Consider the following 22,375-nt stretch of genomic DNA (forward strand, 5'->3'; position numbering starts at 1 on the left):
GATAAAAAACGTGCCGAGGGCAAGCCGTTTAAAGTAGCCGTAATTGCCTGCGTAAACAAGCTGATCCACTGGATTTACGCGATCCTTACTAAAAAAGAAGCATTTCAATTGAGTTAGAAAGAAATTCTCACCTTCTCAGGAAATCCTTCCCACAACTGCAGGAAGGGTTATTTGCTATACTCATTTTTCAGTATACCACCGGCGATTGAATCCATTAAGTTTTAAATATTGACAAACTATTAGCTAGAATAGCTCAATAAAATGAGCAGACTACAGTGGTCTGCTCAACATTGAGTTTTATTCAACTATCGTGTCCCTTTAGTTCAATCGAATAGGGGCTTACTGAAATCTACAAGTTCTTTGATTTGACGAAGCACATTGTCTTTAGGCACCACAATATCATAGATAACGAAATAAGGACTGGATTAACGTATTTGTTCACCAGGGCTTGGAAGCAAAAGACACACCACCTTAAGTTGATACAACCATACACAAAAACAGTGAGGCCTTCCCCGACTGAAAGTCGGGGAAGGCCTCAAGTTTTACTTTTCAGTGGACTCTCAAAAGATGGTCTCTTTTTTCACGCTTACACTCCGTTGGTTCACCAAGACTTTTCTCTTAATTCCACTCTTTTCCGTGTTCGCGAATAAATCGAAGTTCCTCTTGATAGTGATCATAATGTCCCTCGTCGATCATTTTTTGAAACGCCATATCGCCTTCTTTGGCTTTCCTTTGCATAGTTTTACATAATCCTTCTACTCGTAGCAATACCATCTCTAAAAACCCTTTATCTATTCCCTCCATACCATAGGAATCAAAAAACAATTTAACCCTTTGTTTGATTCGCTCAGCATCCTTTAACGAATCATAATAAATGGCTTCACCTGCTTCCGTATGATATAGCCTACTTAAAGGAACGCACGTGTAAAGCGTATAGGCGATATCCCAAAGTCTTGGACCAGGAGCAGCCAAATCAAAATCAATCACACCTACTGGTTCTTCGCGATTAAAAATAATATTATAGATGGCAAAATCATTATGGCACATCACCTCAAATGGCTGCGGGGTGTTATCAATGGGTTGCCAACGTTCTTCCATTGGAAAATCACTCACCGCATCATGATAGAGACGAAGCATTTTTGCGATCTCTTTTAAAGACTCGTCCGACCACATGTATTTTTTTAACGGATAATTGCCAGCTTCTCCTTCGATGAAGGATAAGATCTCTCTTCCTTTTTCATCAATACCTAGAAACTTTGGCACGCCATGTAGGCCTTTGCTTTCAAGGTGCTTTAACAATGTATGAATTTTAACACTATCAGGCTTTAATTCTCGTCGAACCGTATCTCCCAAACGATATACACTGGAGACATTCCCTCCAGTTAGTGCTTCTTCTTTTTCGTACTGGCTTTTCATTAAAATTCCCCCAATTTCGGGACTCTTTGATTGTGTCAATAGAGATGTATTTTTTCCCATAAATAAAAGCAGATATACAAAGGTATCTGCTCGGCAATGGGAAATTAATTGTCCACACCATGTATCCCTTGAATGATTTAAGATAGACAAATAAACGCATCCTTAAGAACCAAGGACCGCCACTGTCTCTATCCAATTAAATAATCATTTCAAGGTATTCCACATAAGTATAGATTCCCCTCTCTTTACATCTCTAAATTAGATATTACCAGGGGTTACCAACTAAGAAAAGACTTTTATTTTGCTATTTAGTTGAAAAAATCAAAAAAGACCGCTCAACAACATCATTATCTTAGTCGCATCTGACTCTTAGACCTGCACGAGGATAACGAATAACCCATTTTTTCAAAACATCACATAACTTAGTTTTCAAGTATTCTGCCCAATAGCTTAATAAAAAAAGGAGCAGCTGCCACGGCATCCTGCTCCTTTTTTCGTTCAACTATCGTGTCCCGTTAGCTCAATGAATGCCTATCATAACGTGTTTCCTTCAATGTACCGAAATATCCGAAAATTCATTTTGAGGGTGTACCATGTGTTCAGCAAGTACACCAGCGATGTATATTTTTCATTAGCCAGGTAATATTTCTTACCGTCGCGTTGTAAAATTCCATTTTATGAAGCTTGCCGTTTCGTCGAGAGAACCGTATCATAAGTTACGTTGCTATTATTCAAAGAATAAGAAGAGCAGGAAGGATGACTGATATCGTGAACATTACTGAAAAACAGATCGTCGTATCCTTGGAGCCCGAATATGAAACCGAATACTTGCAGCTTTTGAATAATTACTTTACGGCTTCCGAGCGAAATAGCCGGGCATCCTCCATTCATGAAAAAAAACAGCTCATGGCGATTAAAGAGCAAATGGCGCTTATTTGCGACCAGAATCCGCAAAAAATGAACATGCTGAGGTCCATCATCCGAGATGTGAGTGACCGAAGGGAAAAGGCGATCGTCATTTCCAAATCGAATGCCGTCACCGCCCTGTTATTAGACGAGCTTTCTGCGGACGAGGACATCAAGGGCGTTCTTATTATTACGGCACAGCTTTCCATCCATGAGGCCAATGAGATGATTGACAGATTTAATAAAATCCCGGAATTCACCGTTCTGCTTATTACGGATTCCGTCAACACCGGTCTCGACGTTACGGCGGCAAATCATCTTGTGCACTATGATTATCCGGCCCGCTACTCTGATATTCTGCAGCGCAACAACCGCATATCGAGACAAACTTCATATCATAAAGAAGCGACCATATATTATCTCTTAACGTCTGGCAAAATCGACGAGTTCGAATATCGGGAATGCCGGAACCCATAGTGTAACGCTGCAGCAAGGCTGCCAATCAATTCCGCGGCAGCCTCATGCTGTTGTCTGATCCTACTCAATCTTTGGTTATACTCCTGTATTGGAATAAGTTGACCTGCTCCCACCAGCTCCAAGGTGATGTTGCTATTACATTCGCTACGGCGTTGATGCGGAAGTTTATATACGGAACAAAAGGCTGCCACGCGGCAGCCCTTTGGTTATTGAACATCATTCCTCATTAATGGAACAAAGGGCTGCGCACGGCCACCTTTTCGATATTGATTCTTCCCTTCCTGGGGCTACCCAAGGGCCGATTGTTAAAGGGTTGACGGCTTCTTTAGAATGGTTTAAGGATCATAAGTACGGTTATGGCAATCATAAGCAGCTGTGACGCCGTCTCGATTGGTACGATCTTTTTCATCAATCGACCGAGCTCGGAGGGTAGTTCATCCCCTTTGCTTTGACTTATAGATACAATTTCCATGATCTTTTTCATGCGCGGCCCGATCAATCCCTCGATCGTGGCGACCATGAGCAGCGATAAAAGGATCGATATATTTAGCCACATTTGGGACAACCCCATCTTCGTTATGATCATAAGCCAAACCCCGGTAATAATAAGTGCGGCTCCGCCAATTTTAGGCAGGATGGCAAGCTTGTTCGTTACATCAAAAGCAAAGCGCAACTGGCCGACGGTTCTAGCGGACCTTCGAATGACGGGTACCACGAAAGCGGGACCGATTACCGCGATAGAAGCCAATATGTGCAACACGAGGATCCATCCAACCAAATTCACCATCTCCCTTTTTGCTCCTTAGCACACCGGAATCTCGTTTTGATAGGCGAGTCCGACCCTTTTCCTCTTAAAAGGCCCTCCGAGCTCGATATGGTCCAGCATGCATTTCACGACATCATCATAAGCAACATCCAGCTCTTGAAGCCGACTGAACAAGTAACCGGCTATATCGGCCTCGGATAATTCCTTGATCGTCTTCGGAATTGATATGGGCAAGGTTTCCGTTGTTACATGCAGATGAATCGACGCCGGAGGTTCTATCGAATCAATCATAGTTCCCGGACACATAATTGACCAATCAAGCTCAGACTGCAGCAGTCGTTCAAAATTCCGGTTGTGATTTTTATACGCAGGCGGGAATCCGGGCAGATTGTTGCCAATGAGATCAGTATATGGAATATCCAGCAGGCCGGCACCTCCCATTACCCATACCCTCCCGGAAAAACTAGGGTGGATTTCACATTGGCTTATAATGTTATCAACGAGACGAACGAACTCATCTCCTTGACCTGCATGGCCGGCAGCAATAATAGCGGCGTCTTGATGCGAGAGCGCCTCGCCGACGCTTATTGGGTTTATGATATCGTCCACGATCACCTTCACATGGTTGGCGGAACGCTCTCCTTGCTGTCCATAAAACTTCTCTGAGTTTCGCACGAATGCGGTCATTTCATGTCCCATTTTACACCCTTGCTCCAGCGCTCTTCTCCCCGTATTTCCCGTTGCTCCGAAAACAATAATTTTCATCGTTTTTTCCTCCTTTTATAATTGACTCCCGATATTTCATCTCTGGATTGACTCAAGCATAGCATCGTTTAAAAATCTTAATAAGAACCCACTTTAATGTAGGGTCCTTACTTAAAAGTAAGCATTAAGCAGAAAGGGTTATCCATGTTGGTCCACGGTGAAAATCTTAAAGGAAGATTGACTGTAAATAGCAAAAGCCGCCAGGTCAAATCCCGTGGCAGCTTTTGTTATGAGTGCTTGAATTCGTGTGCAAATGAATTGAACCATCTTTAAGAAGCAGATTCTTCATATTTCCGCTTATTATGGTTTTCTCCCCAAGTACACATGACTTCTGCTACAGGAATCAATGTTTTACCATATTCACTAAGGGAATATTCTACTTTTGGAGGGACGGTGGGGAAGACCGTTCTATCGATTATGCCCTCTCGTTCCAAGTCCCGTAAATGTTGTGAAAGCATTTTTTGAGAAACATCTGGTATAAGCTTTTCCAGATCGTTGAATCGCTTATTGGATTGTATCAAATGCCATAAAATCATTGGTTTCCATTTGCCGCCTAGAACATGAATGATTGTCTCCACTGGACATTCAAGCTGATGAATCATTGATAAATCATCCCCTTACCTTTAAGTAAGTTCATTACCCTAAAGTATACACTTAACAAAATTTTACAGAATGTTTGCAATCCGGTCAACCAAATAAAATTAATTCATTTTCGGATCCAAAATCGGTTGCGAAGATTAAACGAGGCTAATGAAATGGGGTTATTCTCCTCTATAACTGCCCGTTCAACGAAAAGCAGCCGATCATTTCGACCGACTGCAATCGCGTCTTTTATTCAACTATCGTGTCTCGTTAGCAGAATAAGCTATTTTGTAATGCGGTGATAATTTCATTGGATAGGAGCTCGACTTCCTTTGTTCCATCTACGATAAGATTACAATCTTTCTTTACATTCCCATTTACAATTGCATATGAATCCCTACTGACGTGAAGGTATTGATCAACAAATTCAATAATGCTTCTCACCAAAGCTGATACTTCAACATTTTCTGGGACAGTAAGTGCGGCTCTTTTGATTGTTCGAGCTAAAGCAATCTCTGGTGGAATGTCAATGCAAACTACAAAGTCAATAAGCTCAGCTATCGCTGTTCGCCCACGGCCAAAAGGTTCCTCGACAATGGCCCAATTGTAATGGCTCTGATTACGTAAAGTTTTCAGGTCCTCAACCATTTTTGGAGTTTCAAATTCATCTGGATTGCAACCGGCATTTACCCACTTTGATAAATCATCAGGGAATCTTGTGGTTTCTTTGTAGTCGTCAAAATGGAGCGAACAAGAATTCGGAAGCAGAGTAACAATAGCTTTAACTAGGCTACTTTTACCTGAACCTGATGGCCCACTAATTGAAACAACGGTAATACTCATCTTTCAAACCTTCTTTCGGTTATCATTATTCCTTCCTAAAGCTATTATAAATACCATTTTTCTTGGAGGCCGGCAGGAAGTCCTTCCTCATTAATCTGCCTGTTAGCGCAACGCGGCTGCCGATCTTTGATGGCAGCCGCGTTTTAGTTATTTATTAAGCTATAGTTCTCCGTTAGCACATAATCATCTCTGCTATGATATCATAATCTGTCCGCGCAGCAGCTTCTCCAATTTAGGAAAGTCCGTAAGGCGATCCATGATTACGTATGCGCGCGAGAAGTAAAAGCCCCGTCGTTCATCGATCGGAACCGACAGACGATGAGATAAACGGGTAACTATTTATTATTTGGTCAATATCCACTCCGCAATATCCTCCAAAACTTCTGCTGACACCTTTTGTGGGATTTTGTACTCTTTTTTGAAGTCCTTGACCCTGCCATAAACCGACTTCATAAACAGGTGGTTCAATCCGGGGTAGAGCTTGAAACGGATATTGGGCTTACCGATGCAGATTTGCTGATAGAGTGCGAAATCCTTTTCCGTGGAGACCTGAAAATCTTTGTCTCCCTGCAATACCAGCACGGGTTTTTCTGTTCTGCTCAGATAATTGGTAACGGGATGTTCGGCCATCTCCTTGAAATACCATGCGTAGGTTTTACCAAAAATCTTTGTCTGTTTTGCTTCTTCCTCCCTCATACCGGGGATGGCTCCGAATTTGGCTTTGAGCCCCGCGATTTTCCTATTCGCTATTTTCTGTAGGAATTTAGGCAATTGACTGAGCATATCATCATTTTGGCTCAGCAAAATATCGCTCAAAATACGCGGCGAGCCTGCATATATGATTATACCCGCGAATTCGCCGCCCTCCGCGTCAATACGCGGCGCGAGCATACCGCCGAGGCTGTGACCTAAAATATACACCTTTTCGGGGTCAATTCTGCCATCATTTTTAAGCAGTTTGGCGGCAAGGAGGGCGTCCTCTATTGTTTCGCTTTCAACAGTCACATCGCCGGGGCTTTCTTTCAGCATCTGCTTCCCGTATATCTTTGTGCGCTTGTCATAGCGAAGCACAGCGATTCCTTTGGCAGACAGTGCTTCTGCAATATCGCGGAATGGCTTATTAGCGCCGATACTTTCATCCATATCCGCAGGGCCTGAGCCATGCACCAGTACCACAGCCGAAACCTTTGAAGAACAATTATCCGGCAACGACAAAATCCCATTCAAAGGGTATTTCGTTCCCCTGCCAATGATTATTTTTTCGTTCATGTCCATAACCTCCGATTAGATAAATAATGGCGCTATTACATGCGGAATGAGTATATGCAACACAATGTCGGTGGAAAAGTGGGCAATCATCGCCGACTCCAGCCCCTTTTTCCAGTAGAGCCAGCCATAAATAATGCTGAGAGAGCCGTTTAGCAATATCGCCCGGAGGATTACGTCGCCGGTGACCGCGGTCAGCGCGTTCGTGATTCCCAGATGACCGAGGCCAAAAATCACGCCTGTTATAATTATGGCCAGCCACACGCCGATTTTAGTTGGACCTCCATCTTTCGCCTTTTTGATTTTGGAAGTAATCCAAACCAAAAGCGTCATCAAAAACAACCGGAACAATATTTCTTCCGCTGTGCCGCCGTAGAAAATCGCAAGTGCGGATTTCCAAATCGGCACCGCCATTTCCGCCTTCATCAGTTCAACGGACATATTCCAGAACGGAATGCACAGTAAAACGACAAGCAAACCGCCCAAAATACCCCAAAGGACGGATGAACCGAGTATAGACTTCAAATAATCCTTTCGCTTTTCACCGCCTGTAATTTCCTCCAGAATCGGTGCGCCAAACCCAATGCGCCGCGCCAAAATCAATCCAAAAAAGCTCGCCAACGCACTCAACACCAGTGTTTGCGCAATCTGCGCTGGTATGATGATCTGCATAGGCGCGTTATCTGGCAGCGGAGCAAGCGCGTAGTAAACGGTAGAACCATTATGCCTGTCACGGCGCACACAACAATAAGCAGGAAGAACAGCTCCAGTTGATGATTTTTTTCATAGTCAATGCCTTCCTATAAAATTCTCCATTTTTTGAACGATTCGTTGATATTTAGAGTCATCTCGCAACGAATCGAACGCTGGATTCATCAGTCCATCCCGCATCATGCTTTCCTTTATTACCTGCTCACTGCGGGGCGTGGCTGCGAAATCATTCAGCCACGGTTCAATCTGGTCAAAGAGGAATCTCCATGAAGCTCAAAGGGGAAGAATCCTTCCACGCAGGTATCCACATATTTTCCAAGCAGTTCAATCGCTTTTTCGAGGAAATTGTTCGCGCAATACATATGAGCGCCCTGTGCGTAAAGTTGGATGACATCGTTTGGGTTTAGCCTCTTCATATTAAAGATTCGTGCGATATCTGACGCCATCAGAAAGGCTTCTTCCGCTTTTTCGAGGTTGTCCATATTCGTTTGCTGTACTTTCAGCAGCCCGTGAAAAGTCGCCATCGTATGCTGATACAGATCAATCTGCAAGGTTTCTTTCGCTTTGCCGAAGTTACCCATAACCTGATAAGCCTGTGACATTAACACACCCTCCGGTATCATGGGTCGGATTCCTTCCCCAAGTAAATCCAAAACACGCTGCGGTTTATTAAGCGTCAGACAGCAAATCGACTGATATAAAACCGCTTCTTTGGAAAGTTGAACATCGTCACTTTCTGCCTGAATCCGCTCACATAGCGTCACTGATTCGTTCAGAAGCGCCTCTTTTCGTTCCTGCGTTCCCGCCAACATGAAGTGATTTGTATACAGCTTGACTATTTGCAAAAGGAGTGGGAAACAGGCGTAATATTTTTTAATGATGATAGCGCACTCCGCGATTACATCTTCAAAAGGCAGGGAAGCGAAATCAGAGGCCAACCGGATGTATAGTTTTGCGATGTCCGTCCGTTCCATTTGCGGGGAATAGCCCATCAGTTCGTCTATACTGATGTTAAAATAGGCGGCAAGCTGTGGGAGAAATGTGATGTCGGGATAGCTTTGCCCCGTTTCCCACTTAGAAACAGACGCTTTGGAAACGCCGATATATGCCGCAAGCCCATCCTGCGTGATTCCTTTTTCCCTGCGTTTGGCCAAAATGACCGATGCCAGATTGATTTCTTTCATCAACGTCACCTCCGCTTATTACTATACGGTTTATAAAGTAACCTTCCAAGCGACACTTAGTTTACTTTTCGAGAAACAATCAACCGTAGGGAAACAATATAAAATAAACAGCCCACCCCTTAGGATGAGCTGTGTTTCAAATACTGTACTTGACTGTTGCAAAATCTTGTCGACAAAGCCGCGTTAGAGCCGGGTTTTTAGATCCTTCGTCGAACAGATAAATAGGGACAGTCTAAAACTTTATTTTCACTGAACAGTATAAAAAAACGCTAAGCCAGAGACGATTCAGGGCCTTAGCGTATATTTTCGTTAAAATGTTGGCAGGACCCCTTTTAGGGTTAGCTCCTTCTCAATGACGCTTTTTTGAATACGGTTTGTTTTCTCAGTTACTAATTCTGATTGAGCAACTACCGAACTCATTCCTAAAAATAACAAAGGAAGCAGCAGCAGCAATCTCTGCATAACATCACCTCAAAGGTAATATTCTCTGGTAATTATTGAGTTATCCTGCCTTTAGTTGGAGGAGCCTTCGGGCTCCCTTTCGCTATGTCAGAGGAAACTTTTTCCAGTATTAATCGTCTATACTTCTATATGAAGAAGAGGTGAATATGATGAAACCCCTGTCAAAAATTATGCTGTGTACTGCCATCGGGGCGATGATTGCTTTAGGCTCTGCTTATGCAGAATCTAAATTGAATTTACTTATCAATGGACATGGCGTTGTGACGAGCTATCTAGACCTTCAAGTCAAAGACGGCAAAGTGCTTGTTCCGATCGATCGCCTTGCGGAAGAATTTAAAGGCAAGGCGGTCTACGATGCTGATAAGAATGAAGTTCAAGTGACGCTGCCGGAATCCGCTCAACAAGCGATTCAGATCGAACGTTTGGAAGCGGCGATGGTCCCCTCTACAGCAAAAGAAGCCTTAGATACTTGGGTCAAAGGCATTCAGACTCGCAATGGAGCGCTGCAATTCGCTGTTTTCTCACCTGAACTACGTTCCATAACCAAGAAAGAATTCGAAGATTACTACTGGACAACGGGCGGCTCCAGTCCGCATATGTCTGAGATCGAAAAGCTCAAAACAAAATCTCTGAATAAAACGACGACTCAGTTCTCATTCGATTATGGCCTTGTTGCTTCCAATTGGAAAGGCAAGGGCTCTGCGGTTGTCACCGTACAAAAGTTTGCATCTAAAGGTCATGAAGGTTGGTTTATTACGAATATAAAAATGAAAGACCCGAGCGATACAGGTACCACGATCGGTGTCGAACCATTAAAAAAATAATTGATCCCAAAATGATATATCGAACTAAAACCTCTATGAGCCCTGTCACCCTGTTGTCAGGGCTCTTATTTATAATCATACATACAAGAGAATCAAACCAATCGATAAGTTTTTTAATACAATGACTGTTGCAATGGAGTGCAGGAGATATTCCTTTAGTGCTGTATGACGATTTCAACCTAACACAATCTTGAGGGACTTGCTGGTAAGCTGATATCCTCACGCCAACTCGGTGGATTCTTATACTTAAGAAAACAATAAGGGAGCTATAATAATGAAACTATACAAAAGACAAGTTTGCGTTGCGATTCTTTCAATAAGCATGTTATGTATAAATTTAGGTCCAACATATGCAAAGGGGACTTCCTTTAGCGATGTGAAAGCTGAATATTGGGGTTATGCAAGCATTCAATGGGCTTTTGAAAATAAGATAGTGGATGGATATCCAGATGGTACTTTTAAGCCAGACAAGGTCGTAAGTCAAAGCGAATTTCTTGCTATGCTTATAAGAGCTTTTCAGCCCAATGATTTCATACTGGGTACCCATCCAGCACACTGGGATGAACCGTATTTAAATTATGTTGATAAAATAGGTTGGAAAGTGAAGCCCACCAATAAGACGTTTTCTAGGGGGACGGCCGCTCAATATTTAGCAAACGCCGCAGGACAAAATTACAATGTGGCTGATTCGGTTCAGTACCTCCTTGATCTTGGATTAGCGAATGGAAAAACTACAAGGACTGTAAAAGGATTTTATAAAGACGATACACTGTCAAGGACTGAAGTTGTCGTATTTATTGAACGTCTGCGATTAGACTCTAAAGCTCTGCAACCCATTTCGGCGGTAGAAGAAAAGTATAATCGAAGTGAAAATGTGCTGGTTTATAATAATAGTGAGTATCACTTTACACTCACTCTTCCGAAAACTTGGGAAAATAAATTTGAGGTAGTGGATACTAAAGATCCACAATCCAAACACAGTCTTAAATTTATTAACAAAACAACAAAATATGGGGTGTTATTTACAATAGCTGTGTGGCCTAAAGACTATTGGATTGAGAGGGAAGAGGAAATTAAAGGCCAAATTCCTGCCGTTAAAGTTGGTGAGTATGGAGACCACGCATACATTTTCCATACGCCAACGGATGTTCAATATGATCCAAGCGATAATAAGTCAATGGAGGATTATAAAGCTATGTTTAAGGATGTTCAGAACATTAAATCATCATTTGAAATTATATTGTAGCAATATGAAAGCAGCGGTCGAATTGAGAAATTCAACCGCTGCTTTTTATGGATAATATACCCATTTTATTTTTATTGCGATTCGGGACTATGGAAATGTAAAAGGGTCTTCTTTTAAAGATCCAGATGGAAACGTTCTTGGTGTCTGTCATTTTCCAGAGTGACTCTCATAAGCTAAACATCAAATAAGGCAATAGCAAAAGAGCAGCGAAGTGTTCCTCCTGCTCTTTCTGTTATTGTACCCGGTTCAATAAGGGGGTGTCCTAACCTATAAAAATCACGCAGGTATGAATTATGCAGTAAAGCTATATAAAGAAGGAGGTATGACTTTTTGTATATTGTCTGTTAATTAGATTCAACTATCGTGTCCCGTTAGTTCAATTTCTTCTTGCATTGTACTGGTACACCAAATGCGGCTCCTATCGCAATACCGAATGTCATTCCAAGAGCAAAGTTATCAAACATAAAACCAAAAGCTGCTCCTAATGCAACTCCAATTGCCAGTCCACTTGCCATCATTTTGTTTGAATTATTATCCATATATCCTCAAATCCTCCTTCCCCATAAACCATACGACATTCTATTTTGATACTTTGAATTTAGTACATATTTTGCCGGAATACATTATTTCTTCGTTGCAATATTCTTCCAATTAGTAAAAAATGAGCAGACTGTGGAAGCCTACTCAACAATAATTTTATTCAACTATCGTGTCCCGTTAGCTTAATGATCTGTGTTTGATACGGGGACTCACGCCGAGCCCTCCCTACACAGAAAGTACAATTTAATCTACATCGTGTCCCAAAATAGATGACTTGTTTTCTCTTAAATTTAAGGGGGATTGGCTTAACAAATCTGCCGTTACTTCAACGAACGGAGCATGCCGCCGATTAATTCGTTAGACGGTAAACCAGCTCCAATCTGGCATAGGCCTTCTCGCCATATTCCCGGTCGCCACTGATCTTCACTGCTTCCTTGAATCCGCAACCAACCCAGAAGCGAAGAGCTCCCCAGTTTTTAAGATCGACTGCTGCTCGTACGGTCTCATATGATAAGCTAACGGCAAGCGAAATGATTCCGTTAACGAGTTCCTTTCCGTACCCTTGGCCACGCCAAGATGGATCGACAGCGAATAGCCCAATATACAGATCGCGTTCTTCGGGGTAGCCTTGGTAAAGTTCGAATAAAGCTGAAGGGACGGCATCCGGACCGCTTACCCGATGAGCCGCAAGCTGGGCGACGATCCGATCCGGGCTCCCACCGGGGGGCAGTTCGGGGATTCCGTTCAGAACATTGGAAATATACAGCCGGTCGAGAGGCTGTCCAGTCCACTTGGGCAGCGGAGCGGATCTTTCATATAGCTCCTGAAGAGTTTTCTCCTCCGCATGCCGCATCGTGTGAATGTCACATCGATCTGTCCCCCAGACCACTGGCCATTGCGTCATCATTTTCTCATTTTCCTTTCGCATCAAGGCAACAAATTATACAAAGATCTAATTAGATTATAATATAATTAGTTAAATTTTCAAGCAGAACAATAATACAAAAAAGCGATGTCCTCTTTTGGGCAACGAAAGTAAATCTAATTTGTTCGTTATCCTGCCCGTTAGCTGAACGATGTGTAGTCGGTTATTTCCGGCTGGCTGCTTTTAATATGCGATTCCTGTTCTTTGACAATAAAGTTGTTTAAACTATTCGCATAAAAACAAAATGAACTATCTTCTCCCGTATTATTGAGGAAGAGACTACAATAACGAGATCCAAAGAAATCTCAATGAAATCGTAGGAAAACTTGTATTGGCCATCTAGAAACAAACAAAACGACTTACCTTCGCTCAGAAGGTAAGTCGTCTTGTTTCATTTTTTCTTATGCGGTTGAGGCTCTTTCGAATTGACTATTATACAAATCCGAAAGAACCCTTGCTGCCTCAACAATTTCCCCATGAGTTGGAGGCGCGGAAACTTCTCTACCATCCACTCGATTAAGCTTTGAACCTCTCCATAATCTGAATCGGAACAAGCCAGCGCGTCATCGTTATCGAATACGGCTATTGACCCTCTCTTCTGCTTCGCCAGGCAATGGTCGATCCACAAATTCCGTGCCACTCGAAACAGAAAAGGCTTTGTTCTATTGAGAGGCTCGATGTTCGTAAAATATTCCAACGTCCTTACTAACGTCTCTTGAACTAAAACTTTTTGCATCTCAGCGAGATTTTGTCAGATAGGTACAGTACTTTCGCAAATCATTCATATGAGGCTTTAACAGGTTATCGTAAGTCAAATTAATATGGATAAGGAATATACACCTTTGCGGGTTTGTTTCCCGTTCACGGGGATTCTCTTCTTCGGTTAATTAACAAAATTGTTCAGAACTGAACTTATGTTATTCGTTTAATAAAGTTGTCACCTTGTTCTGGATCAGCTTGGCTACTTCTTCCGCAGACTTTTGTCCGCTAAAGAATGATCTGACCTCATCTCCGATAATGGAAATCACACGACCGTCCGCATCCGAATAGTTATCCGCTGTATTAATGAATTGTTTGAACTGAGTGAACTCTTCGTCCGACACCTTAGGCGCTTTCCCGTCTGGAAGCTTGTACATCCCGCTTTTAACTTGTTCTTGAATGTCGTTCAACTGCTTCTCATTCACGGATTTAAGCAGTGAAAACCCTTCTCTCTCTTGCAGCGATTGCCCTTCTTCGGATAACAAGTAAGCAATAACCTTCCAAGCCTCCTCTTTAACCGGAGATTTGGCATTTATTGCGAACCGGGATGCTACAACGATCCTCGTTCCGCCTTTTTGTTCAGGTTTTTGCAGCAACTTCGGATTGGAGAAGAGAAGATGAGGGCCATTGATAAGTTCTGCCGGCGATTGCAAAACAGTAGAATAAAACATTTGCTTGCCTATATCTGCCGGTTCCGAAGTCATCACTTTATCATCAAACATTTTTTTGATTTGTTGCATCGTATCCAGAAATAAGGGCGAGTCGAATTTGGCTTTTTTCGCTTTAGGATCAACGAATTCCGTGTATTTATCGACAATCAGCTCTTGAAGGATTAGCTCCGGGGGGTCATTCGCTAAAGCGTAGCGGCGTTTCGAGCCGCTATCTCCCAGTTTTTTCGAAATCTCTTCGAACTCCTTCCATGTCCAATTCTTATCGTCAACTTTCGCGTTCTTAAGAATGTCCCCATCCCCTACGAACGTCCGCAGGGTGAACCCTAAGGGCATGGCATAGGAACCGCCGTTCAGCTTCACCGCATCCAAAATGTTCATTTGCAAATCGCTTTTATTCACCGTTTTGTCTTGCTCGATGAGCTCATCCATGTTCAGGACAAGCTTTTTGTTCACATAATCTTCGATAGGCAAATTGCTGATATCGAAAATATCCGGACCTTTGCCCGATAGTAGCGCTGCATTCGTCGTTTTTTGATATTTTTCAAAATCATCTGAAATCTGAAGTTGCAGATCGATGTCCGGATACTTTTCTTCAACCTTTTTTTCTATCGTCTTATAAAATGTGTTCGATTGTGTAGGCCATAGCTGCAACGCCAAAGTAACGATTGTTTTCCCTTCTTTCATTTCCGGTTTCTCCGTACTTGCCGATTCATTGCTGCCTCCAGAACCGCATGCGGTCATTGACAATGTTAAAATACCAATAAATAGGATACACAAACACTTTTTCATTGAATGAATTCCTCCTGAATTTCCATCACATATATGCATAACTATTGCAAATGAACACGGTTTCCGTCTTGTAAAGGCTCACTGCTTTCTAGAATAAACAGGTCTTCCTCATAGAGACTATCCAATTGAATCATTGTTTCCTTGCCATTCGCTTCACTGGACTTGTTCGGATTTGACGGGCAACATAAGCATTGCCCAATGCCCCTCTCCTCTCTTCAATTTTATAAACAAACACGCCGTCATGATCCTGATGAATAACCTCATTGGAAACGACCACTCCCTCTTGGCGTGAGCGTTTTTCGAGTTTGATTTCTGCCTGCTCCTTCCCCCTGCAGCTCGGAATCCATGACCTTTATACGAAGAGACTCCTGCGGGATCGTTAGGGTCGTACCCGTCTCTTCACCCGTTGGGATCGCAGAACGCGGCACTGTATTCACAATTTCTTCTATCGTGCCTACGATCATGCGGATCTGTTGTTCTTGGACTGCACCTACTTTAACCTCTATATTTTCTCCGATTGAAATACCCAACTAGATAAAAGCGTAGAATCGGCAGATTCATCCAATCGATATCCTCGGCTGCTGCTTGAAATAAGAACATCCGGTTATCCCGCCGAAGCTAAACCTTCAAATGGCATTCAATTGAGTAATAACACCATCGAAAGGAGCGGTTATTTCCTGTTGGCTGACTAGGCGTTCTCTTAGCTCGCTAATTTTACGTTCCTGAGTGCTCAGATCAAGCTGGCTCGTTTTGATTTCGCGATTTACCTTCCGAATCTTGAGCTCGTCTCCTTCATTCATCAACAGGATGTACTGATCCTGAATATTCTGTGTTTGTTCAGGACGGTGACCTCATCTTTCAATTCTCGTTCGGCAGTTTTGCTGTCATCGGCTGCAGCATACCGCTTCCTTCTATCGTAAATAAAAGACTCCCTTTACCCGGCTTTTCCGTCCACACTTTCGGTAATGTGAGCGACTGCAACGTGTTGTTGAACAAAAGTAAAAAACAGTAACAATCCCATTAAAATAAGGAATACGATTTGAATGATTCGTTTGCGCCTGCGATCTGCAGGCCCTTTCTCAGATTCATCTCCGGTCTAATCCTCCTATCCTTTGATGCCCGACAATTAAACGCTTTTAATGAAATACGTTAGGTAGAATAACGCAAATCCGAAAACGCTTGGGGCGAGAAACATCAATGCCGCTATAGCATCCTTTTGGATCCATTTTTTTATCGTTTACGTCATAATGAAGCCATGCCAAAAACCCCACTTCTTCATTCATTGGTTCCTCCTCCCATTCATTCATTAAGAATAGGGCAGAAAGATAAAATAAGAAGTAGGGTTAAGCTTAAATTTTCCTTAAAGATCCAGCTTTGAAATCCGGACTTCAAAAAGCGTGCGAATCGAACTGCTTTGAGCCGTAATCGTACTTTGATGTTGCGTCACGATATTTTTCGCGATGAACAGACCGAGACCCGTGCTTCCCTCACGATAAGTCCGCACCTGATCCCCGTTAAATAACATATCGAAAATATGAGGAATTTCATCCGGAGGAATACAATCACAGTAATTTGCGATTTGGACCACCACATGATCGTCATCTAGAGCGCCATGAATATCTATATACTTGCTTCCTCACGCGTAAATTTCTGTTCAATTTGCTCCTCCAGTGATACCTCGTTAGACAAGATGTAAGCTCTTCATGATGAACTTCAAGAATTAGTTTTTTCCTTAGCCAATCCACCACTAAATCTTCGAGTTATGACATAAAGCTACGGTTCTCTGTACCACCAGAAACGGCAAGTTTTTAAGGCCATCCTTTTGGGATGGCCCTTTCTTTGTTATCACTTTGTTCAACTATCGTGTCCCGTTAGCGGAATGACTAATTTAATTTTGCCCCTCCATCCATTTATAATAATCTATCTTTTCTTCAATCATCCTCAGGTTGTTTTTCAGTTCATTAATTTGAGCAAGAACGTTTCTTTGATGGGTTTACAACAGCTCTCGTCTTGCATTTATTGTAGATTCACCTTGACTTCGTAGATCAGAAAAACGCTTCATATCACTGACTTTCATTCCCGTTACCCGCAATCGGAGTAAAAAATGGATCCACAAGATATCAGACTCTGAGTACTGGCGATACCCACTTGTATCTCGATGGATCCCGTAAAGCAATCCAATTTTCTCGTAATAGCGCAATGTGTGAACAGTAAGCCCCGTCATTTCAGAAATTTGTTGAATTGTAAAAAATTTAGTTTCCATAAATTTCATTATAGCACATCAAAAATAGGCATTGCTTTAGAGTGCACTCTAAAGTGTAACATTTAATTCAAGTTACTCACGAGGAGGAATAATATATGTCAAATGAACGTTATACACGTGGTTGGGAAAAATTAATGCAAATAGATGGTGAAGGAGGTAAACGTGTCATTGAATCGATGAGGGACATTGCTCCCGACCTGGGAAAGTACGTCGTTGAATTTGCATTTGGAGAGATATACTCAAGGGAAGTTCTTGATCTCAAACAACGTCAGCTAATAACGATCGCATCTCTTACAACACAAGGCGGATGCGAGCCACAGCTAAACGTGCATATCAACGCAGCTCTCAATGTAGGACTTTTACCGAATGAAGTAATTGAAGCGATTATGCATTGCATTCCCTATACTGGGTTCCCAAGAGTTCTTAATGCCGTTTTTGTTGCCAAACAAATTTTTGAGAAACGGAATTTGAAAATTATGAATTAAAACAACTAAACTGCCCGTTAGCGCAAATCGGCTGCCGATCTATGCCGGCAGCCGATTTTAGTTATTTATTAAGCTATCGTGTTCCGATAGCTTAATGGCGTTCTTATTTCTGATGATTGTTGTTCTCATCGCTTACTTTCTTTAAAATGATTTTCACGAATTCAGTCTTATCGTCAGCATATTTGTGCTTATTCTTGCTATTCTGTTTTACAAATTCCCGTTTAAGTTCTTCATATTGCATTCTCGCCACTTCGTTATTGCGTAAATAATCTCTAAATGACTATTGTTCAAGTAAATATCTATTTTCGCTCTCATACATGTGTATTTGGTGGGTTCTCGGTTCGCCTTTGTTAAAGTAATATCTATCTGGTAGGAGATCCGATCCTCTGTACGTGTATCCAAGTTGCTCTAAAGGGACCACGCACTCCAAGCCAATCTCAAACGAAGGAATGACAATCGCAATGTCAAGAATCGGTTTTGAACTTAGATTTCTTACGGATGTACTCCCAATATGATGAATGGATAATATTTCATTAAATAAAGCCTGATGTATTTTCTATTTTTCTAAGAGGAATTCTGTTTCCCACTCTACAGTCCAAGGGACTAAAAAAACTTCACCTTTTGGCAATCCAAGCATATAGAATCACTCCAAATATCGATCTCATTTCTATCTATACGATTCGGCAACATGCTCAACGATTCTGCCCGTTACTTCAATGAACAAGAAGAACTGCATCGCTGCAAACTCCTCCACTATAGTGTCCCGTTAGCATTCCTGTAGATGGATTAATTTCGTCTTTGCAAAAAGAAAAGCGCCTCGGTACGATGGGAGTACGCAACGGGTCATAGCCCTTTAAATCCCATCATCCAGGAGGACGCTCTACTATGAAGTTTAAGGCACAGGAGAAACAAAATCAACTCATTGAAAAGATTACCGCCAAGCACCTCGTCGTCGGGATCGACATCGCCCAGCAAACTCATGTAGCACGTGCGGTGAACTTTCGAGGAATCGCCATTGGGAATCCCCTTTCCTTTTCAAACGATGAAGAAGGATTACACTATCTCCTTCGGTGGGTGCAATCTCTACAAGCATCACACACTCTAACTAACGCCATTGTCGGGATGGAACCTACCGGTCACTACTGGCTTAACCTTTCCAAGTGGCTCTCGGATCACCAATTCGAAGTCGTTCTTGTCAATCCTCATCTCGTGAAAAAGAACAAAGAAAACCGTGACAATACGCCTTCCAAGAGCGACAAAAAGGATGCACTTGTTATTGCAGATATGGTCAAAAACGGCTATTACTCTTTCATTCGCAGCACGCCTGAGGCCTTTGAAGAGCTGCGTGTTTATCTCTCAAACCGCGACTCTGTCGTGACGAGACTCGTGAGTGCCTAAAAACCAAATCCATCGCTTTGTTGACATTGTTTTCCCCGAGTTGCGGCAGGTCTTTAAGAGCCTCATGTGCACCGGTTCGTTGGCCACTTCGTCTTTTTCCTACACCTGAAGAACTTCGAAAACTACAGCCAAAAGAAATCATCGAAGGCTGGAAATCACTGATGAAGCGTCATTCTGGTGAGCGAAAAGCTCGAGCTCTTATCGCCCTTGCTAGTAGTTCTGTGGGTTCTAGACAAGCCACGAATGCCTACAAGCTTCACTTGAAGCAGTTACTCGATGAATACGACCTTGCTTGCCAGCAGCTAAGCATAGTAGAAGCGGAGATTATCGCCGTGTTAGATCGCATTCCTTTTGCTAAATCCATGCTTGCTGTCAAAGGGATTAGCGCCATTTCACTCGCTGGAATTCTTGGTGAAGCCGGCGATTTAAGCGGATTTGTTCATGGCAATGCTCTACTGCGGCATGCTGGCCTTAACCTCGCAGAAGCAAGCTCTGGGAAATGGACGGGTCAGATGAAGATTAGTAAACGTGGACGATCTCGCCTCCGCCGTTTCATCTTTATGATGGCCATGAGTTTAATTGCGAACAATCCGGAGTTCAAAGCGATCCATACGTACAATGTTCAAGTGAAAAAGATGAAGAAAATGAGGTCCCTGATGAAACTATGTGGTAAATTAGCTCGCATTCTCGTAGGGATGGCTCGTAGCAACGAGGCATACAATCCTCATAAAACGATGCCAATTCAACTAGCAGCTTAAAGCTTAAGATAACCGTTTCGTCGTACGAATTTTGGCTTATTCGCAGGGTTTCAAAGAAAGCACGGAGTACCGGATACATTCAACCAAAGGGCACCGACCCGTACCGTTAGCAAGACCGGCCTCCACCCCTTGGACAGGCGTAACGAAGGAATGAGAGGGCAAAGACCCGTTGAGACATGGGAGTGAGAACCTCCAGGGGCGGCGTGGAGAATGTGTGCAGCATATGGAAGAATATAGGGTTCTAACCTCCCCCTTTATTTCCTCGCGTCTTCATATTGTCCTGGTCTTCAACTAGCTTTCTCTAACTATCTTTCCGTATTTCAAGCAAGGGCGAAATCCTGCGAATAAGCGAGTATTCGTGAGAAAACTACATCGTACCGAGGGAGTTTAATCACTTATTTTATTTAGTTATTCAAATGGACCGTCTATTGCCTTATCCTCAATCCACTTGCATGTTCACTTGCTACTGACATGGTGATGTCTCACCTTTGGCGAGATAAAGTCTGATGACCGACTCGAAGATCGCTTTTTTTACAGATCTAGTGTTGCATACTCCGTTAAGACTTCACTGAATGTTGCATGCCTTTAATGAAATTGCGCTGCAGGGCAAAGAAAAGAAGCACCGTTGGCAACGAAGTCAATACGATCCCAGCCAGAAGAGTGGTGACACCGGACCTGAAATAAATCCCCTGCATAGTCGCTAGACCAGCCATAATCGGACGAATAGTTTCGGATCGAGTTAAGGTCATACCGAAAACTAAGTCATTCCATATCCAAGTAAACTGAAAAAGGAACAATACGGATATTGGAGGCAACAGATACGGCCCGATAATTCGGATGAATATTTCAAAGCTGCGAAATCCATCAAGCTGTGCAGCTTCCACAATTTCATAAGGAAGCGCTGCCATGTAATTACGAAGAAGAAAGACACAGAATGGTATAGCGATTGCTGTATAAAATAAAAGCATGCCTACAAAAGTATCATATAGACCCAGCTCTTGATAGCCCTTGAAAAGCGGAACCAAATACATTTGAAATGGGAAAATTGTACCACTATAGATCAGCAGAAACCAATAGAAGCCACCCTTCAATCTAAGTATAACAATTCCGAAGGCAGCCATCGCTGAAAGGATGATCGCTATCCCAGCACCGAGTACCCCATAGCTGAAACTGCTGAGGAGCCCTGACCCCAAACCACCCATTCGTATAGCTTCCATTATATTCTTACCTAATTGAAACGTAGTCGGAAAAGCCCAGATGTTACCTTGGCTAAAATCCGTCAGTGATTTAGATGCATTCATGAGAACCAGGATGACAGGAAGTGCCCATAAAATCGCTAGTAGCCCTATTATGATATAAATAATCCATTGTCCGAGACGCTTCATGCCGATCACCCCTCCTTTATAATTGTCTTCCGTAAATAGAACCACGATACGGCGATGGAAGCGATCGTTAGTACAATTGAAATTGCGGCACCTTGTCCAAAGTGGAATAGAACAAACGATTCACGGAACATCGTTACGGCCAGCGTTTCAGATGAACGGTACGGCCCCCCCATCGTCATTACCCAAATGATGTCGAAAATTTTAAAACTGTTAACAAGAGACATCCCCATCACAACGATTGTGATCGGACTGAGCATTGGAAGCGTCACGCTCCAGAATGTGCGGATTCGGTTTGCTCCGTCAATCGCGGCGGCTTCAAACGGCTCCTTAGGCAGTGCGCCAAGGCCGATCAGAAATAACAGCATGTTCGTTCCTGTCCCCTGCCACACAGAAGCGACGATCATCGAAAATGTATTTAGTGGCGGTGAAGTCAGCCAATCCCTGGTAAATGCCTCAAGACCTAACAGTGTTAACATGTAGTTGATACCCGTTTGTGAAAACAAAAATACCCAAATAACTCCAACTACTGTGAGAGACATCGCATAAGGTAAATAAAAAATATTTTTAAAAATACGCTGCCCCTTCAAATTTTGAAGCAGCACGCTGAACAACAGGCCAAAACCAACGGGTAAAATAAGTGAAGCAAATACCCAGATCAAAGTATTTTTTAAAGAGGTCAAATAGGTTGCATCTTGAAAGATCGCTAAGTAATTGGATAATCCTACCCATTTCGGTGCTGCCAATCCATTATAGTCAGTAAAGCTTAAGTAGATCGTATATGCGATCGAAGTGATAAAAAATGCGATGATCAATAACGCGGCAGGAAGCGCATAAAGCAGAGCTTCTCCATTCTTTTTCCAATAAGCTATCATTTTTATTAACCTCTCCTTTTGACTTCTGTGTCCTTATTATTAATTGTAAGGATTAGAAGGGACTCCAGGTATAGAGGATCTA

General features: G+C 42.6%; 23 protein-coding genes and 3 pseudogenes. 5 read left to right on the forward strand and 21 right to left on the reverse strand.

Annotated features, from left to right (window positions below):
* Positions 1-618: 618 nt before the first annotated feature.
* Positions 619-1,416 (reverse strand): phosphotransferase, encoded by a 798-nt coding sequence (locus tag C558_RS0127795; RefSeq protein ID WP_018759573.1) that lies wholly within the window; start codon positions 1,414-1,416, stop codon positions 619-621.
* A 768-nt stretch (positions 1,417-2,184) separates the two neighbouring features.
* On the opposite strand from C558_RS0127795, the gene C558_RS0127800 reads away from it, so the two are divergent.
* Entirely contained in the window at positions 2,185-2,799 is a 615-nt protein-coding gene (locus C558_RS0127800; protein WP_169445438.1) for a helicase-related protein, read from the forward strand.
* A gap of 325 nt (positions 2,800-3,124) precedes the next feature.
* On the opposite strand, the gene C558_RS0127805 is transcribed toward C558_RS0127800, so the two are convergent.
* The 8 genes from C558_RS0127805 to C558_RS34060 all read right to left on the reverse strand — a co-directional run bounded on the left by C558_RS0127805 (position 3,125) and on the right by C558_RS34060 (position 9,378).
* Entirely contained in the window at positions 3,125-3,586 is a 462-nt protein-coding gene (locus C558_RS0127805) for a DUF2269 family protein (RefSeq protein WP_018759575.1), read from the reverse strand.
* Between the two features lie 15 nt (positions 3,587-3,601).
* Entirely contained in the window at positions 3,602-4,330 is a 729-nt protein-coding gene (locus tag C558_RS0127810; protein WP_018759576.1) for an NAD(P)-dependent oxidoreductase, read from the reverse strand.
* 269 nt (positions 4,331-4,599) lie between these two features.
* Positions 4,600-4,932, reverse strand: a complete 333-nt coding sequence (locus C558_RS0127815) for a winged helix-turn-helix transcriptional regulator (RefSeq protein WP_018759577.1) — start codon at positions 4,930-4,932, stop codon at positions 4,600-4,602.
* Between the two features lie 250 nt (positions 4,933-5,182).
* Complete coding sequence (locus tag C558_RS0127820) at positions 5,183-5,755, reverse strand: nucleoside/nucleotide kinase family protein (RefSeq protein WP_018759578.1); 573 nt, start codon at positions 5,753-5,755, stop codon at positions 5,183-5,185.
* A 342-nt stretch (positions 5,756-6,097) separates the two neighbouring features.
* Positions 6,098-7,024, reverse strand: coding sequence for an alpha/beta hydrolase family protein (locus C558_RS0127825; protein ID WP_018759579.1), 927 nt, complete (start codon positions 7,022-7,024; stop codon positions 6,098-6,100).
* Positions 7,025-7,039: 15 nt separating this feature from the next.
* Positions 7,040-7,693 (reverse strand): CPBP family intramembrane glutamic endopeptidase, encoded by a 654-nt coding sequence (locus C558_RS32025; protein WP_018759580.1) that lies wholly within the window; start codon positions 7,691-7,693, stop codon positions 7,040-7,042.
* Between the two features lie 269 nt (positions 7,694-7,962).
* Complete coding sequence (locus tag C558_RS32030) at positions 7,963-8,916, reverse strand: helix-turn-helix domain-containing protein (RefSeq protein WP_245583890.1); 954 nt, start codon at positions 8,914-8,916, stop codon at positions 7,963-7,965.
* 309 nt (positions 8,917-9,225) lie between these two features.
* A complete protein-coding gene (locus C558_RS34060) occupies positions 9,226-9,378 on the reverse strand; it encodes a hypothetical protein (RefSeq protein WP_018759581.1) in 153 nt (50 codons plus the stop codon).
* Between the two features lie 170 nt (positions 9,379-9,548).
* Here C558_RS34060 and C558_RS0127845 point away from each other — a divergent pair, with 170 nt between their 5' ends.
* Both C558_RS0127845 and C558_RS32895 read left to right on the forward strand, forming a co-directional pair.
* On the forward strand, positions 9,549-10,202 hold the full coding sequence (locus tag C558_RS0127845) for a hypothetical protein (protein WP_211220809.1): 654 nt from the start codon (positions 9,549-9,551) through the stop codon (positions 10,200-10,202).
* Between the two features lie 274 nt (positions 10,203-10,476).
* Positions 10,477-11,448 (forward strand): S-layer homology domain-containing protein, encoded by a 972-nt coding sequence (locus tag C558_RS32895; protein WP_018759583.1) that lies wholly within the window; start codon positions 10,477-10,479, stop codon positions 11,446-11,448.
* A 371-nt stretch (positions 11,449-11,819) separates the two neighbouring features.
* On the opposite strand, the gene C558_RS34065 is transcribed toward C558_RS32895, so the two are convergent.
* The 9 genes and pseudogenes from C558_RS34065 to C558_RS33455 all read right to left on the reverse strand — a co-directional run bounded on the left by C558_RS34065 (position 11,820) and on the right by C558_RS33455 (position 17,404).
* Complete coding sequence (locus C558_RS34065) at positions 11,820-11,987, reverse strand: glycine zipper domain-containing protein (RefSeq protein ID WP_018759584.1); 168 nt, start codon at positions 11,985-11,987, stop codon at positions 11,820-11,822.
* Positions 11,988-12,337: 350 nt separating this feature from the next.
* The gene (locus C558_RS0127860) at positions 12,338-12,895 is read right to left on the reverse strand and encodes a GNAT family N-acetyltransferase (RefSeq protein WP_018759585.1); all 558 of its coding nucleotides are present in this window, start codon (positions 12,893-12,895) and stop codon (positions 12,338-12,340) included.
* A gap of 935 nt (positions 12,896-13,830) precedes the next feature.
* Entirely contained in the window at positions 13,831-15,132 is a 1,302-nt protein-coding gene (locus C558_RS0127870) for an ABC transporter substrate-binding protein (RefSeq protein WP_018759587.1), read from the reverse strand.
* 260 nt (positions 15,133-15,392) lie between these two features.
* Positions 15,393-15,662 (reverse strand): hypothetical protein, encoded by a 270-nt coding sequence (locus tag C558_RS34840; protein WP_018759589.1) that lies wholly within the window; start codon positions 15,660-15,662, stop codon positions 15,393-15,395.
* Between the two features lie 96 nt (positions 15,663-15,758).
* Positions 15,759-15,932, reverse strand: a complete 174-nt coding sequence (locus C558_RS34845; protein ID WP_245583891.1) for a hypothetical protein — start codon at positions 15,930-15,932, stop codon at positions 15,759-15,761.
* 58 nt (positions 15,933-15,990) lie between these two features.
* Positions 15,991-16,113: a hypothetical protein gene (locus C558_RS35050; protein WP_281167152.1), complete on the reverse strand. Its 123-nt coding sequence runs from the start codon at positions 16,111-16,113 to the stop codon at positions 15,991-15,993.
* Between the two features lie 155 nt (positions 16,114-16,268).
* Complete coding sequence (locus tag C558_RS34070) at positions 16,269-16,415, reverse strand: hypothetical protein (protein WP_018759591.1); 147 nt, start codon at positions 16,413-16,415, stop codon at positions 16,269-16,271.
* A 77-nt stretch (positions 16,416-16,492) separates the two neighbouring features.
* Positions 16,493-16,762, reverse strand: a pseudogene (locus C558_RS0127895) (sensor histidine kinase); the annotation flags it as partial.
* 363 nt (positions 16,763-17,125) lie between these two features.
* On the reverse strand, positions 17,126-17,404 hold the full coding sequence (locus C558_RS33455) for a MerR family transcriptional regulator (RefSeq protein ID WP_342662363.1): 279 nt from the start codon (positions 17,402-17,404) through the stop codon (positions 17,126-17,128).
* A gap of 86 nt (positions 17,405-17,490) precedes the next feature.
* Between C558_RS33455 and C558_RS0127900 the strand changes: the two genes are divergently transcribed.
* On the forward strand, positions 17,491-17,880 hold the full coding sequence (locus tag C558_RS0127900; RefSeq protein WP_018759593.1) for a carboxymuconolactone decarboxylase family protein: 390 nt from the start codon (positions 17,491-17,493) through the stop codon (positions 17,878-17,880).
* A gap of 103 nt (positions 17,881-17,983) precedes the next feature.
* Here C558_RS0127900 and C558_RS32045 read toward each other — a convergent pair.
* A pseudogene (locus C558_RS32045) lies at positions 17,984-18,433 on the reverse strand (GrpB family protein).
* Positions 18,434-18,765: 332 nt separating this feature from the next.
* Here C558_RS32045 and C558_RS32050 point away from each other — a divergent pair.
* Positions 18,766-20,036: pseudogene (locus tag C558_RS32050) on the forward strand (IS110 family RNA-guided transposase).
* A gap of 557 nt (positions 20,037-20,593) precedes the next feature.
* On the opposite strand, the gene C558_RS0127915 reads toward C558_RS32050, so the two are convergent.
* Complete coding sequence (locus C558_RS0127915; protein ID WP_018759595.1) at positions 20,594-21,421, reverse strand: carbohydrate ABC transporter permease; 828 nt, start codon at positions 21,419-21,421, stop codon at positions 20,594-20,596.
* Positions 21,422-21,426: 5 nt separating this feature from the next.
* A complete protein-coding gene (locus tag C558_RS0127920) occupies positions 21,427-22,293 on the reverse strand; it encodes a carbohydrate ABC transporter permease (RefSeq protein ID WP_018759596.1) in 867 nt (288 codons plus the stop codon).
* Between the last annotated feature and the right edge of the window lie 82 nt (positions 22,294-22,375).

This window comes from Paenibacillus terrigena DSM 21567 (genome assembly GCF_000374845.1).
Taxonomy (GTDB): domain Bacteria; phylum Bacillota; class Bacilli; order Paenibacillales; family Paenibacillaceae; genus Paenibacillus_K; species Paenibacillus_K terrigena.

What these genes read in the sequence shown, in the direction of transcription:
- C558_RS34070 (WP_018759591.1), bottom strand. Translation starts at nt 16,415, where the DNA reads ATGAATGAAGAAGTGGGGTTTTTGGCATGGCTTCATTATGACGTAAAC.
- C558_RS0127845 (WP_211220809.1), top strand. Translation starts at nt 9,549, where the DNA reads ATGCTGTGTACTGCCATCGGGGCGATGATTGCTTTAGGCTCTGCTTAT.
- C558_RS0127810 (WP_018759576.1), bottom strand. Translation starts at nt 4,330, where the DNA reads ATGAAAATTATTGTTTTCGGAGCAACGGGAAATACGGGGAGAAGAGCG.
- C558_RS0127795 (WP_018759573.1), bottom strand. Translation starts at nt 1,416, where the DNA reads ATGAAAAGCCAGTACGAAAAAGAAGAAGCACTAACTGGAGGGAATGTC.
- C558_RS0127820 (WP_018759578.1), bottom strand. Translation starts at nt 5,755, where the DNA reads ATGAGTATTACCGTTGTTTCAATTAGTGGGCCATCAGGTTCAGGTAAA.
- C558_RS0127900 (WP_018759593.1), top strand. Translation starts at nt 17,491, where the DNA reads ATGTCAAATGAACGTTATACACGTGGTTGGGAAAAATTAATGCAAATA.
- C558_RS0127870 (WP_018759587.1), bottom strand. Translation starts at nt 15,132, where the DNA reads ATGAAAAAGTGTTTGTGTATCCTATTTATTGGTATTTTAACATTGTCA.
- C558_RS33455 (WP_342662363.1), bottom strand. Translation starts at nt 17,404, where the DNA reads ATGAAATTTATGGAAACTAAATTTTTTACAATTCAACAAATTTCTGAA.
- C558_RS0127815 (WP_018759577.1), bottom strand. Translation starts at nt 4,932, where the DNA reads ATGATTCATCAGCTTGAATGTCCAGTGGAGACAATCATTCATGTTCTA.
- C558_RS0127860 (WP_018759585.1), bottom strand. Translation starts at nt 12,895, where the DNA reads ATGATGACGCAATGGCCAGTGGTCTGGGGGACAGATCGATGTGACATT.
- C558_RS34065 (WP_018759584.1), bottom strand. Translation starts at nt 11,987, where the DNA reads ATGGATAATAATTCAAACAAAATGATGGCAAGTGGACTGGCAATTGGA.
- C558_RS34060 (WP_018759581.1), bottom strand. Translation starts at nt 9,378, where the DNA reads ATGCAGAGATTGCTGCTGCTGCTTCCTTTGTTATTTTTAGGAATGAGT.
- C558_RS0127805 (WP_018759575.1), bottom strand. Translation starts at nt 3,586, where the DNA reads ATGGTGAATTTGGTTGGATGGATCCTCGTGTTGCACATATTGGCTTCT.
- C558_RS0127825 (WP_018759579.1), bottom strand. Translation starts at nt 7,024, where the DNA reads ATGAACGAAAAAATAATCATTGGCAGGGGAACGAAATACCCTTTGAAT.
- C558_RS34845 (WP_245583891.1), bottom strand. Translation starts at nt 15,932, where the DNA reads ATGAATGAAGGAGACGAGCTCAAGATTCGGAAGGTAAATCGCGAAATC.
- C558_RS0127920 (WP_018759596.1), bottom strand. Translation starts at nt 22,293, where the DNA reads ATGATAGCTTATTGGAAAAAGAATGGAGAAGCTCTGCTTTATGCGCTT.
- C558_RS32030 (WP_245583890.1), bottom strand. Translation starts at nt 8,916, where the DNA reads ATGAAAGAAATCAATCTGGCATCGGTCATTTTGGCCAAACGCAGGGAA.
- C558_RS0127915 (WP_018759595.1), bottom strand. Translation starts at nt 21,421, where the DNA reads ATGAAGCGTCTCGGACAATGGATTATTTATATCATAATAGGGCTACTA.
- C558_RS32895 (WP_018759583.1), top strand. Translation starts at nt 10,477, where the DNA reads ATGAAACTATACAAAAGACAAGTTTGCGTTGCGATTCTTTCAATAAGC.
- C558_RS32025 (WP_018759580.1), bottom strand. Translation starts at nt 7,693, where the DNA reads ATGCAGATCATCATACCAGCGCAGATTGCGCAAACACTGGTGTTGAGT.